Raw genomic sequence first — 12,182 nt, forward strand, 5'->3', positions numbered from 1 at the left:
AGACGGCCAACGAGGTCTATCGGGAGATGTTGCACTCAGCTTGACAATCCGCCGAGTAAAAAAATCACGAGAGCGCCTCCATCAGCATCTTCCATCGGCGAGCGGCATGAAGCATCTGATGCTCATCAGGAACGGCTATGCGGAATGGACGTATGGACCCGAGCCATATATAGGCGATGGGTTAGAAGCCGAAGCCTGATTCTGCAAGAAGGATGATGCAATAGGTAACGAGCATAGAGCGGCGTATGCCTCTGGCAAATCGAGACATACAGATGACTTATCGAGGCCGGCTAGAGACCCCGGTATCCCGGAATCTCACGGCCGGCCTCGGAAATGAAATGACGGACTGTACTGAAAGACTCAGATGCTCGCTAAAGCTCGATCAGATGGTCCGTGATGAAGGTCAGACGCTCGTAGCCGCCGTCGCAGATGAGATAGTCATCCTCTTGGCGCACGCCGCCAAGCCCCGGCACATAGATGCCTGGCTCGATAGTCGTAATCGTCCCCGCCTCATACGGCGTTTCGTCGTTTCCATTGATGAATGGCAGCTCGTGGATATCGAGGCCGAACGAGTGGCCGAAGCCATGGGGAGTCACATAGCCCGCTGCCTTGATTGGCGCCTCGATTGCCTCATGGAGCTCCTTCTTCGTGAGACCGGCATGAAGAGCCTCCTGGCCTGCCTTCTTGGCCTCTGTCACCACATCGAAGATATGGTAGAGCTCGGCGTCAGCGCCCTTGCCGACACAGACCGTACGCGTGATGTCGGAGCAGTAGCCGTGATAGCGCGTGCCGAAGTCGATTGTGACGAAGTCGTCCTTCTGGATCACGCGGTCGGAGACGCTTGCATGCGGGCAGGCGCCATTCACAGGGCCGGAAGCGACAATCGTGTCGAAGCACATGCCCGAGCCGCCGTGGGAACGGAATTCGTACTCGAGCTGGTCTGCGACATCCTTCTCCGTCACGCCCGGACGGATATGGTCGAGCAGGGCATAGAACGAGAGCATGGAGATGCGGCAGGCCTCGCGGATCGTGGCGAGCTCTTCAGGCGTCTTCTTCGCACGCATCTCGGTGAGATAGGCTGGCGCCTCCTTGTACTCGCCTTGAGGATAGCGCTCCTGCATGCCGAGGAAGTCCTTGTAGGTGAGGTCTGCGCCGTAGATGCCGACGGTCTTCGGTGCGAGCTTTGCAAGCACCATGCCCGCATTCTCGCAGTAGCTGTGCGTCCCCTTCTGCCAGAGCACGCACTCGTAGCCCCCTGTCTCCTCTGCGACCTGCGTCGTATAGCGGGAATCCGTGACGAAGCTCGAGCCCTCGGGAGACAGCACGACGACCGCAACCCCAGCCTCGCCCGTGAATCCCGTGAGGTAGGAGATGTCGGCACCCGCAGGAATCACGAGCGCATCGAGGCTGTCTTCTTGCATCCTGCGCAGGATCTCTTCCTTGCGCTTCAGATAGATGCTCTTGTCCATGCCTGCATCCTTTCTCTTTTGATATGCCGCATCCATTGTGATGCTTGGCTGTTTCAGACAGGAAACTTATCCCAGTGGCTGCCAATATCCATGATTCCTGCGTTCCGCATCTTGCCAAGGCCGATGCATTGCGCCACGATGGAGCATGTCTGTTACAAGAATGTTTCGAGAGGAATGGATCAGTGCATACCTCTGCCTTCGAGATACTTGGCCCCATCATGGTCGGCCCCTCATCCTCCCATACGGCAGGAGCCTTGAGGATTGCCCTCGTCGCACGCTCGCTGGCGCCTTCTCCGGTCGTTCGAGCCGATATCGTCTGCTATAACTCGTTTGCCCGCACGCACAAGGGCCACGGCACCGACCAGGCGCTCGTCGCGGGCCTTCTGGGGATGCTTCCCGACGATGTCCGTGTCAGGGACTCGCTCGAGCTTGCCCGCGAGCACAACCTTATGGTCTCGATTGCAGAGGGCCCCGACAATGTCATGCCCCACCCCAACACGGTCTCGATCTCGATGCTCTGCGCAAGCGGCTCCACCTTCGAGGTCACAGGCGAGTCCATTGGCGGCGGACGCATCCGCATCTCCTCGATCAACGGCGTGCATGTGGAGATCACAGGCGACTATCCAACGCTCTTCGTCTCGCACTATGACAGACCAGGCGTCCTGGCAGCCTTGACCGGTGCCCTTTCCTCGGCATCCGTCAATATCGCGACGATGCGCACGTTCCGCCAGTCGAGGGGAGGCCGTGCCTACACGGTCTTCGAGACCGACGAGCCCGTGCCTGAAGAGCTTGTGGATACCTGCCAGGAGCGCCCTGACATCATCTTTGCCTCCTCGGTGAGCATCCCCGGGGCATCCGCGGTCTCCCCCGATACGGCACTTGCCCTGGACTTCGCGACAGGGAAAGAGCTCCTCGACCTCTGCTCTGCCCGCAGCGCTTCCATAGCCGATATCATGCGCTCACGCGAGGCGGAGCTTCTGGGAAGCCAGAAGGCAGCAGATGCAGAGATGGAGAAGGTCCTTCAGACCATGAAGGAAGAGACGCACGACACGATTGAGCATCCACAGCGCTCGCTCGGCGGCTTCCTCTTCGGCCAGGCAGCCAAGGCGGCAGCCTCCACCCCAGCTCTTCTGGGAGGCGCCCTCACGAAAGCAACGGCCTATGCGATGGCAGTGCTCGAGCGTTCGAGCGCCATGGGCGTCATCGTCGCCGCCCCTACTGCCGGTGCTTCGGGCGTCGTACCGGGAGCCGTCCTTGCTGCGGCAGAAGAGCTCGGGAAAAGCGATGAGGAGATATCCTCGGCACTCTGGACCTCTGCCGCTCTCGGTGCCCTCATCGCCGCCAATGCCGGCGTCGCAGGTGCCGAAGGCGGCTGCCAGGCTGAGGTCGGCACCGCCAGCGCCATGGCAGCAGGAGCGCTCACAGAGCTTCTCGGCGGCACGCCGGAAGAGGCGCTCACCGCAGCCTCTATCGCAATCGGAAACCTCCTCGGCCTTGTCTGCGACCCGGTGCAGGGTTTGGTCGAGTATCCCTGCCAGCTGAGGAACGCGATAGGCGTGGCCTGCGCATTCAGCGCCGCGCAGCTAGCACACGCCGGCATCCGTCCTCCCCTTCCCTTCGACGAGGTGGTGGACGCAATGGCAAAGGTCGGGCATGCCCTCCCCGAAGAGCTCAGGGAGACCGCCCTGGGCGGCCTTGCGGCAGAGCCTTCGGCGCATGCAGGATGTGCCGCCTGCGGAGCCTGCAGCTAGAAAGCACTCTTCCGAGATACAGGGAAGGCGCCTGCCCGAGAGCAGACGCCTTCCTTTTCATATCCAGGCTTATCAGTGCCTGCGCTTCTTGCCGGCACCGTGCGCGATCGTGTTCCACCGCTGGTAGAGCGACTGCTCCCTCCTGCCCGAGTGCAGATTCAGAAGCGGTATCGCGAAGAAGATGGGGCCGATGTAGGAGACGGCACGCCACATGATGAAGCCGGCTGTTGTCAGGGCGCCGAACGTCGGGCCCAGGAAGATGTTCCAGGCCACGTCGACGCCTCCTGTGCCGCCTGGCAGCGGCACGGCAGCGCCGACCATCTGGACAAGGGCGCAGAGCTCGATCGAAGCGACCGGGTTGAGGTCGCAGCCGAAGGCATTGGCGACGAACCACGGAATCAGATAGAGGAGCGTCAGCTGGATGTAGTTGATCACGAGCGTGACGAGGATGCCCTGACGGCTGTTCGTGGCACGCCTGAAGGCATCGGAAAGCTCGCTCACCTCGTTGTTCACGAAATGGTAGGCACGGCCATAGTCCTTGAGCCAGCCACGCTTCGAGATCCACTTGACAGCGGCATTGCCGAAGCGCATGACCTGGTTCGGAAAATAGCAGATGGCAAGCTGGCCTAGGATCTTGAGAAGGCCGATGACCCAGGCGATGAGGGCAAGGAAGATCAGATTGCCGTAGGAGGCCTGGAATGCCACGAAGCCGACAAAGAGGATGACGGCACAGTAGCTGACCGATGCGATCTGCTGCGTGATGCCACGGGTCAGCTGTGTCGCCGTCGCCTCGCCGGCATCGAGGCCGGCGTTCGTGAGGCGCAGTATCTGTGCCGGCACGGAACCGACCATGGCAGGCGTGAGGTTTCCGAAGAACGTGCCTGAGGCCTCGACGCTCATGAGATCGCGGATGCCGACAGGAGAGTCGCGGTCGAGCCAGACAGCAACTGCATAGGCACTGACGCCTGCGATGTAGTAGAGGACATAGCAGATGGCAGCAGCGACGATCCAGCCCGTCTCGAGCTCATGGAGCGACGTGAGGAACGTATCCATCTGTCCTGTGACGATGAGATCGAGGACATAGAAGAGGACGACGCCTGCCAAGAACAGCATGCCTTTGAAGGCACGGCCCTTGTTCTCGGCAGAGTCCTTGCCAGGCTGCGATGCTGCTGCAGTCTTCCTGCTCTTTCCGAATGCCATATCGTGAAAGCCTTTCTGGCTAATGCTTCTTTTTCTGGGTGCTGCGCTTCTCCTGGGCAACACGCCGCTTGATCGTAGCGCCCGACATCGAGACGCCGGCACTCCTGCTCGAACCGTGTGTGAGGTCCTGCCACCTCTGGTAGATGCTCCTCGTCCTGTTCGTGGTCTTGAGGCTCAGGAGCGGGGCTGCAAGGATCGTCGGCGCGATGAACGTGATGAGGCGCCAGATCAGATATCCTGCCGTGGCCGATGTCCCGAAGAGGCCTCCGTAGAACATGAAGAAGCCGCCCTCGGCACCGCCCGTGCCGCCTGGCAGCGGCACAGCCGAGGAGACCATCTGTACCATGGAGCCAGCAGCCAGGCAGTCGAGGAAGTCTGCCTGAACACCAAAGGCATTGAGCACGAACCACGGAATCATGTAGAGGCTCGCAAGCTGTGCCATCGTCACGGCAAGCGTCAGAAGCATCGACGGCCAGTCCTTCGCTGCAGTCTTGAACGCATCGGAGAACTGCTTGACCTGGACGTTCACGACATCGGTCCAGTGGTCGACATCTTCCTGCTTCTTGAGGATGTTCACGCGCTTGCAGAAGCGGATCACTGCCATGCCGACACGCATAACGAAGCGGGGGCAGAGGCAGATCACGAAGAGCGCTATGAGCTCGAGCATGTGCACGCCGAAGACGACAATGTTCAGGATGATGATGTCGCCGTAGGTCTCGAAGAAGAACTCGAGCTTGGCGGCAAGCATGATGGCGGCAAAGAGCACGACACCGAACTGGAACATGATGAAGCGGGTGAACTGGGTGGCAGATGCTTCGCCCGGATCGAGGCCGGTCTTCGTGAGGCGCACGATCTGCGACGGGACCGATCCTGCCATCATCGGCGTGAGGTTGCCGAAGAAGACGCCCGATGCCTCGACGCTCATGAGGTCGCGGACACCGACAGGAGAGTCATGGTCGATGAAGACAGCGATCACATAGGCAAGGACGCCGAATATGAAATAGAAGACATAGCAGAGACAGGCAAGCCAGACCCAATGCGTATCGACTGTCGAGAGTGCATCGAGGAACTGGACCATCTGCCCCGAGAAGATGAGGTAGACGACATAGAGCGCGACGACACCCGCCAGGAAGAGCGCACCCTTGCGGGCGCTTGCCTTCTGGTCCTCATTTCCCTCAGCCTGGATATGGCCCGTCGAGACCTTGAGCTTCGGCTTCGAGGAAGGATGTCCCGCATGCTTGTGCACAGACGCCTTGGGCGCTGAGCCGGCAGAAGCCTTCGTGGCCGAGCCTGTCTTTGTGTCGTCAGCCTTGGCCATCCGCATCCCTTCTATGCAACCGTGCAGCTAATCGAATTCCGCCTTACTATCATACCCGGCGCCGGCCACTCCGGCAGGGATGCATCCTGTCAGCAGCCATTCACCATCGACAAAGCCCAATCCAGAAAGCCAAAGCGGACTTGTGGCGAGATTATGGTGGAAACGCTACGCTGGCAACGAATTTGCCCAATTTGCAGATTGTCGTTGCGCACCCCCACCCTCTGCGGTATAGTTCTTTCTCGCGCCGATGAAGCGCACGCACGACCCTTTGGGATATCGTCTAACGGTAGGACAGCGGATTCTGGTTCCGTCAATGGGAGTTCGATTCTCTCTATCCCAGCCATTTGGCCCGTTCGTCTAGCGGTTTAGGACGCCGCCCTCTCAAGGCGGAGATCAGCAGTTCGAATCTGCTACGGGCTACCAAGTACTCCGCGAGCCGATTGGCTCGCTTGCATGGCCCGTTCGTCTAGCGGTTTAGGACGCCGCCCTCTCAAGGCGGAGATCAGCAGTTCGAATCTGCTACGGGCTACCAAACGTCATCGGACCGGGACGTTGTCCCGGTCCGTTTTTTTGTGTGTGGGGTGGCGTGCCCGCACGTCCCGACTGCGGTGGCGAGAAGCGCGGCCGTCCTTCTCGCTCGCGGGGGCCGCCTGCCTGCCATCCGGCCCCGTCCGCCGTCTGTAGTGTCTGGGTGGGGGATTCCCGGGCGGGATTTTGAGGATTCCTTTAGGGGTATCATCAGAGTGTTAGACAGGGTGGCAAAGTCTGCCGCCGCAAAGCCGATCGACCGTGGAGGACCATGGCGGAATCGAAGAACGCCGGACAGGTCAAGCCAAAGGTTCACCTGAAGGTGTCCGCGCCACGGACGTCGTCGGGCGCGGGTGGTGCCGGCGACGGCAACGAGGAGAACGAGACCAAGGCCAGGAAGGGCGCCCTCTTCCTTGTGGCGGTCGTGGTCGTGTACGTCATCTACCTCGTGATATCGGGGCAGATGGGGCAGTTCCTGACCGCTCTGGGGCAGGTGGACGGAGCATGGGTCCTGAGGGCCTGCCTCTGCTTCGTGATGTACTACGTGTTTGGCGTCCTCGCGTACGTGATCGCGGTGTACCTCGACCACGACTCGCCCCTGGGCGTGCGCGACCTCATGAGCGTCGAGGCGTCGGGCGTGTTCTTTGGCAACCTCACGCCCATGATGGCCGGGTCCATCCCGTCGCAGATCTACCGTATGACGCGCTCTGGGCTCGACGTGGGCGAGGCGAGCGCGACGCAGTTCACGCGCTTCATCGCGTACCAGTTCGGCGTGGTGCTCTTCGCGGCCATCATGCTCGTCGCGAAGGCGGAGTACTTCTTCACCACGTACGGCGACCTGTTCTTCCTGAACATCGTGGTCTTCTCGGTCCACGCGCTCGAGCTCGCGGGCATCTTCGTCATCTGCCTCTGCCCGAAGTTCGTGATGCGGGTGGGCAACTGGGCCATCCGCCTCGCCACGAAGCACGGCTGGCTCAAGGACCCCAAGCACTTTGACGACCTCGTCAACGTGCAGGTGATGGAGTTCGCGACCGCGTTCAAGAACGCCGCGAGCGACCTCGGGTCCATGGCGCTCACGCTGCTCGTCACCATGGCCCAGCTTGGCTGCCTCTACATGATCCCCTGGTTCGTGCTGAGGGCCTTCGGGATCGAGGCGGACTTCCTCGAGTGCCTCGCGGCGGGCTCCATGGTGCAGATGGTGGCCTCGGCGGTGCCGCTCCCGGGCGGCACGGGCGGTGCCGAGGGCGGCTTCGTCATGTTCTACGGCCACATGTTCGGCGCGTCCACGAGTGCGGGATTCCTCGTCTGGCGTATCGTCACATTCTTTGGCCCCACGTTCCTGGCGGCGGCGCTCCTGGGCCTGCGCTCCAACGGCGGACCCAGCATCTACACCCGCGTCCAGGGGCTGAAGGCGCGCCTGGCCGGCAGGTCTGCGGGCAGGCGCACGCCCACCGTCGCGACGCTCAGCGGCAAGGCGCTCAAGAGCAAGGTGTCCGGCACGATTACGGCATCCTCCGGCGGCGTCGGGGGCGCAAGGCATCCGAGCGGTCCCACGGTGGTGCGCGGCGGCATCCGCGTGCCCATAAAGAAGCAGACCAAGCCCAAGGAGGGCCCCGCGGAGAAGAGGCAGTAGGCGGCCGCAGGCTGCGGCAGGTGTAACAGACAGCAGAAAACTGGCAGCAAAGTGCCAAAGACCAACGCATAGGAGAAGTACATGGCAACCAGGTCCGAGATTCTCGACAAGATGGGCGTCGTCAACCACATGGTGGGCATCGCACGCCACAACAGGCGCGAGCAGGAGGCCGCGACCGACCCCAACGTGGGTCGCGTCCTGGCGCTCCTCCGCATGAAGGACGGCGTCACCACGCAGGAGATGTCCACGATCCTGGGCATCGACGGTGCCGTGCTGGGCGCGACGCTCGACGCGATGACCGAGGGTGGTCTCGTGGAGGTTGACGCCCCCGAGTCCGGCCCCAAGACCGTGACGCTCACGGACGAGGGACGCGAGGACAAGCCCTCGCAGGCCGAGCTCTGCGACGTGGCGCTGGACGGGTTCTCCGACGACGAGGCCGACGCGCTCATGGCGTTCCTCGAGCGCATGGAGGGCTCCCTCGAGGGCGAGATCGGCGCCGACTGGAAGGAGCGCGAGGAGGAGCGCAAGGCCGCCAAGAAGCACGACTCCAGGCAGGGCGACCGCGGTGGCCGAGAGGGCAACGGCTTCCGCGGTGGCGACCGCGGCGGTCGCGGCGGGTTCCGAGGCGGCGACCGTGGCGGCTACCGCGGCGGGCGAGAGGACCGCGGCGACCGTGGCGGATACCGCGGCGGCAACCGCGGGGGCTTCCGTGGCGGCAGCAGGGACGACCGCGGCGGCTACCGTGGCGGCAGCAGGGACGGCTTCCGCGGCAATCGTGACGGCAACGGCTTCCGCGGCGGCGACCGCGGCGGTCGCGGCGGCTACCGCGGCGGCAGGGACGACCGCAACGACCGCGGTGGCTACCGCGGTGGCGACCGTCGCCGCGAGGACTAGCTCCTCGATGTCCCGGGGCCGCCGTCCGGATGGGACCCTGGGTTGCGGGCAAAGTTGACACGCGTTTGGGCGCGGGCTGCGGTGACGTGGCCCGCGCCCTTCTCGTCTGTAAAAAGCGGTACCAGTGCGTCAAAAAGGCGCATCAGAGGCCTCACGAACCTGAAACATTCGCCACCTATGCTGGCCAAAAGGGCCGGGGATCGGAGGCATCATGAGGAACTTCGGGTTGAGGGACGTGCTGGGTCCCGTCATGGTGGGGCCGTCGTCTTCGCACACGGCGGGCGCGCTCAGGATCGCGCAGATGGTGCGCCAGCTGCTCGACGTGGAGCCCGCCGAGGTCCGCTTCACGCTGTACGGCTCCTTCGCGCGCACGTACCGCGGGCACGGCACGGACCGCGCGCTCGTGGCGGGCATGCTGGGGCTCCACACGGACGACCCGCGCGTGCGCGACTCGCTCGACCTGGCGCGGCAGCGCTCGCTCACGTTCAGCATCATCCCGGACCAGGCGACCAAGGTGCCGCATCCCAACACCGTAGACGTGTGGGTGCGCGACGCGGACGGCGGCGTGCTCACGGCGCGCGGCGAGTCGCTGGGCGGCGGCGCGGCGCGCCTGACCATGATCGACGGGCTTTCCGTGCAGATAACGGGGGAGTACAACGCCCTCATCCTGTACGAGCAGGACGTCCCGGGCGTGCTGGGCCACATCGCGAGCACGCTGGGCGAGAGCGGCGTCAACATAGGCTCCGTGTGGATGTACCGCTCGCGCCGCGGCGGCGAGGCGTTCAACGTGCTGGAGGTGGACGGCCCCGTGCCAGAGGACGTCCGCAGGCAGATACTCGCGAGCCCGGACATCAGCCGCATGCGCTTTGTCCCCGCGCGCGACGAGAGCGGCGTCCCCGGCGTGGAGAAGCTCGGCGTGCCGGCCCTGGGCCCCGACGAGGCGGAGCGCCTGCTTCCCGCCGTGGACTTCGAGGATGGCGCCGCGCTCCTCTCGTACGCGGAGTCCAACAACATGGGGCTCGGCCAGGCGTTCATGCGTCGCGAGGAGGTCTGCGAGGCCATGCACGGGCGCCCGCGCGCCGCGGTGGAGAAGTACCTCGACCGCGTGCTGGACGTCATGCGGGCCTCGGCGTACGGGCCGATGGAGAAGGGCGCGACCACCATGGGCGGGCTCATCGGGGGCGAGTCCCGGGCGCTGTCGCGGCTGGCAGAGCGCGGCGGGGCGTACGCCGGCGGGCTCGACGCGCGTGCGGCGACGCTCGCCATGGCCGTGATCGAGACGAACGCGTCCATGGGCCGCATCGTGGCGGCGCCCACGGCAGGGTCCGCGGGCGTGGTGCCCGGCGTCATGCTGGCGCTGGACGAGGCCTGCGGCTTCAGGCAGGTCGAGCTGAGGGACGCCCTGGCCTGCGCGGCGGCCGTGGGCTTTGTGGTGAGCCGCAACGCCACCGTGGCGGGCGCCGAGGGCGGCTGCCAGGCCGAGGTGGGCACGGCGAGTGGGATGGCCGCCGCTGCCGCGACGCGCCTTCTGGGCGGCGGTGCGCGCGAGTGCCTGGACGCCGCGGCGCTCGCCATCGGCAACCTGCTGGGCCTGGTGTGCGACCCCGTGGGCGGCCTCGTGGAGGACCCCTGCCAGAAGAGGAACGCGACCGCCGCGGAGAACGCGCTCGCCTGCACGCGGATGGCGCTCGCGGGCGTGCGTCCGAGCGCCCCGTTTGACGAGGTGGTCGAGGCGATGCGTCGCGTGGGGGCCGCGCTCCCCGTGGAGCTTCGCGAGACGGCCCTCGGCGGGCTCGCCGCGTGCCCGAGCTGCAGGGGCTGCGGTCGCGCGTAGGCACGGCCCGGGCCCCCGGGCGTGGCCCGGCGACGTGCGCGCGTCCTTCTCGCCCTGCGATGTGGCGTGTGGCTGTGTCACACGCTTGTAACCGATGCGTGACCTTCGAGCGTATAGAATGAAAAAATGTCGCAATTCAGGTGCCTGTCAGCCCGTGACGCCGGGCGCGGTGCCGTGCGGCGACGTTCACGTACGCAAGGCATGCCCCGCCGGGGGCGGAAGGTGGGAGGCACCATGAGGTTCTCGAAGCGCCTAGACCTGTTTGGAAACGAGGTGTTCGCGGCGCTCAACGTGCGCAGGCGCGAGCTCGAGGCTAAGGGACGCGAGGTGTACGACCTCTCCGTGGGCACGCCGGACTTCGCGCCCGACCAGCGCCTGATCGACGCCATGGTCAAGAGCGCGAGCGACCCGGAGAACTGGAAGTACTCGCTGCACGACCGCGACGAGCTCGACCAGGCCGTGTGCGACTACTACCGCCGCCGCTACGGCGTGGGCAACGTCACGCCCGACATGGTGATGAGCTGCCATGGCACGCAGGAGGGCATGGGCTTCGTGTGCCAGGCGCTCGTGGACCCGGGCGACACCGTGCTGGTGCCCGACCCCTGCTACCCGCTCTTCCGCACGGCGAGCCTGCTCGCGGGCGCCAAGCTCGCGTTCTACCCGCTCGAGGCGGAGCACGACTTCCTGCCCTACGTGGCGGGCATCCCCGACGACGTTGCCGACGCGGCGCGCTACATGGTGGTATCGCTTCCCGCGAACCCCGTTGGCTCCGTGGGCACGCCCGAGGTCTACCGCCAGATCATCGAGTTCGCCAAGGCGCACGACATCGTGATCATCCACGACAACGCCTACTCGGACATCGTGTTCGACTCCGACGAGCCGGGCGGCTCCTTCCTCGCGTACGAGGGCGCGCAGGACGTGGGCGTGGAGTTCCTCTCGCTCTCCAAGTCCTTTGACGTCACGGGCGTGAGGCTCAGCTTCCTGGTGGGCAGGCCCGACATCGTGGCGGCCGCCAAGAAGCTCCACGGCCAGCTGGACTACGGCATGTTCTTCCCGGAGCAGGACGTGGCCATCGCGGCGCTCACGGGCCCGCTCGACGGCGTGGAGCGCCAGCGCATGGCCTACCAGGAGCGCCGCGACGCCCTGTGCGACGCGCTCGAGTCCATAGGCTGGGAGCGCCCCAACGCGCACGGCTCCATGTTCGTGTGGGCGCGCATCCCGGGCGGCCGCATGGACTCCGTCGACTTCGTGCTCGAGCTCATGGAGAAGTCCGGCGTCATCGTCACGCCTGGCGCGAGCTTTGGCCCCGCGGGCGAGGGCTTCGTGCGCATGGCCCTGGTCATGCCGCCGGAGCGCCTGCGCCTCGCGGTCCAGAAGATCCACGAGGCCGGCTTCTAGCCGCGGCGGGCATGGCGGCGGGGCGGGCGCGCGAGCTTTGGGGGAAACGGACACAAATCCGATTTCCCGCCGTGCGTACGGCAGAGTCGTGCTAACATACCCCTCGCACCAAGCCATGTCGGAGTGGCGGAATTGGCAGACGCGCTAGCTTGAGGTG

The 12,182-nt window shown here is 64.7% G+C and carries 9 protein-coding genes and 3 tRNA genes; 9 read left to right on the top strand and 3 right to left on the bottom strand.

Features of this window, described 5'->3' with window-relative positions:
• The coding region (locus tag ACI38Z_RS05730; protein WP_439789234.1) for a hypothetical protein at window positions 1-199 on the top strand (199 nt) is incomplete at its 5' end.
• 172 nt (window positions 200-371) lie between these two features.
• Here ACI38Z_RS05730 and ACI38Z_RS05735 read toward each other — a convergent pair.
• On the bottom strand, window positions 372-1,469 hold the full coding sequence (locus ACI38Z_RS05735; protein ID WP_439789235.1) for a M24 family metallopeptidase: 1,098 nt from the start codon (window positions 1,467-1,469) through the stop codon (window positions 372-374).
• A gap of 182 nt (window positions 1,470-1,651) precedes the next feature.
• Between ACI38Z_RS05735 and sdaAA (ACI38Z_RS05740) the strand changes: the two genes are divergently transcribed.
• Window positions 1,652-3,220: an L-serine ammonia-lyase, iron-sulfur-dependent, subunit alpha gene (gene sdaAA / locus ACI38Z_RS05740; RefSeq protein WP_439789236.1), complete on the top strand. Its 1,569-nt coding sequence runs from the start codon at window positions 1,652-1,654 to the stop codon at window positions 3,218-3,220.
• A 72-nt stretch (window positions 3,221-3,292) separates the two neighbouring features.
• On the opposite strand, the gene ACI38Z_RS05745 is transcribed toward sdaAA (ACI38Z_RS05740), so the two are convergent.
• Window positions 3,293-4,420: a lysylphosphatidylglycerol synthase transmembrane domain-containing protein gene (locus tag ACI38Z_RS05745; RefSeq protein WP_439789237.1), complete on the bottom strand. Its 1,128-nt coding sequence runs from the start codon at window positions 4,418-4,420 to the stop codon at window positions 3,293-3,295.
• A 19-nt stretch (window positions 4,421-4,439) separates the two neighbouring features.
• Window positions 4,440-5,738 (bottom strand): lysylphosphatidylglycerol synthase transmembrane domain-containing protein, encoded by a 1,299-nt coding sequence (locus ACI38Z_RS05750; RefSeq protein WP_439789238.1) that lies wholly within the window; start codon window positions 5,736-5,738, stop codon window positions 4,440-4,442.
• Window positions 5,739-6,007: 269 nt separating this feature from the next.
• On the opposite strand from ACI38Z_RS05750, the gene ACI38Z_RS05755 reads away from it, so the two are divergent.
• The 7 genes from ACI38Z_RS05755 to ACI38Z_RS05785 all read left to right on the top strand — a co-directional run bounded on the left by ACI38Z_RS05755 (window position 6,008) and on the right by ACI38Z_RS05785 (window position 12,025).
• Window positions 6,008-6,081, top strand: a tRNA-Gln gene (locus tag ACI38Z_RS05755).
• 3 nt (window positions 6,082-6,084) lie between these two features.
• Window positions 6,085-6,161: transfer RNA gene (locus tag ACI38Z_RS05760), tRNA-Glu, on the top strand.
• 32 nt (window positions 6,162-6,193) lie between these two features.
• Window positions 6,194-6,270: transfer RNA gene (locus ACI38Z_RS05765), tRNA-Glu, on the top strand.
• Between the two features lie 267 nt (window positions 6,271-6,537).
• Window positions 6,538-7,899 (top strand): lysylphosphatidylglycerol synthase transmembrane domain-containing protein, encoded by a 1,362-nt coding sequence (locus ACI38Z_RS05770; protein WP_439789239.1) that lies wholly within the window; start codon window positions 6,538-6,540, stop codon window positions 7,897-7,899.
• A gap of 81 nt (window positions 7,900-7,980) precedes the next feature.
• Window positions 7,981-8,793: a MarR family winged helix-turn-helix transcriptional regulator gene (locus tag ACI38Z_RS05775; protein ID WP_439789240.1), complete on the top strand. Its 813-nt coding sequence runs from the start codon at window positions 7,981-7,983 to the stop codon at window positions 8,791-8,793.
• Between the two features lie 211 nt (window positions 8,794-9,004).
• Window positions 9,005-10,627, top strand: coding sequence for an L-serine ammonia-lyase, iron-sulfur-dependent, subunit alpha (sdaAA, locus tag ACI38Z_RS05780; protein WP_439789241.1), 1,623 nt, complete (start codon window positions 9,005-9,007; stop codon window positions 10,625-10,627).
• A gap of 234 nt (window positions 10,628-10,861) precedes the next feature.
• The gene (locus tag ACI38Z_RS05785) at window positions 10,862-12,025 is read left to right on the top strand and encodes a pyridoxal phosphate-dependent aminotransferase (protein ID WP_439789242.1); all 1,164 of its coding nucleotides are present in this window, start codon (window positions 10,862-10,864) and stop codon (window positions 12,023-12,025) included.
• The last annotated feature ends 157 nt before the right edge of the window (window positions 12,026-12,182 follow it).

Origin of the sequence: Parafannyhessea sp. (assembly GCF_051876455.1) — a bacterium.
Lineage (GTDB): Bacteria > Actinomycetota > Coriobacteriia > Coriobacteriales > Atopobiaceae > Parafannyhessea.

Bases quoted from the DNA above. Each gene is read 5' to 3' on its own strand.
- ACI38Z_RS05775 (WP_439789240.1), top strand. From the start codon at position 7,981: ATGGCAACCAGGTCCGAGATTCTCGACAAGATGGGCGTCGTCAACCAC.
- ACI38Z_RS05750 (WP_439789238.1), bottom strand. From the start codon at position 5,738: ATGGCCAAGGCTGACGACACAAAGACAGGCTCGGCCACGAAGGCTTCT.
- ACI38Z_RS05735 (WP_439789235.1), bottom strand. From the start codon at position 1,469: ATGGACAAGAGCATCTATCTGAAGCGCAAGGAAGAGATCCTGCGCAGG.
- ACI38Z_RS05770 (WP_439789239.1), top strand. From the start codon at position 6,538: ATGGCGGAATCGAAGAACGCCGGACAGGTCAAGCCAAAGGTTCACCTG.
- ACI38Z_RS05785 (WP_439789242.1), top strand. From the start codon at position 10,862: ATGAGGTTCTCGAAGCGCCTAGACCTGTTTGGAAACGAGGTGTTCGCG.
- ACI38Z_RS05745 (WP_439789237.1), bottom strand. From the start codon at position 4,420: ATGGCATTCGGAAAGAGCAGGAAGACTGCAGCAGCATCGCAGCCTGGC.
- sdaAA (WP_439789241.1), top strand. From the start codon at position 9,005: ATGAGGAACTTCGGGTTGAGGGACGTGCTGGGTCCCGTCATGGTGGGG.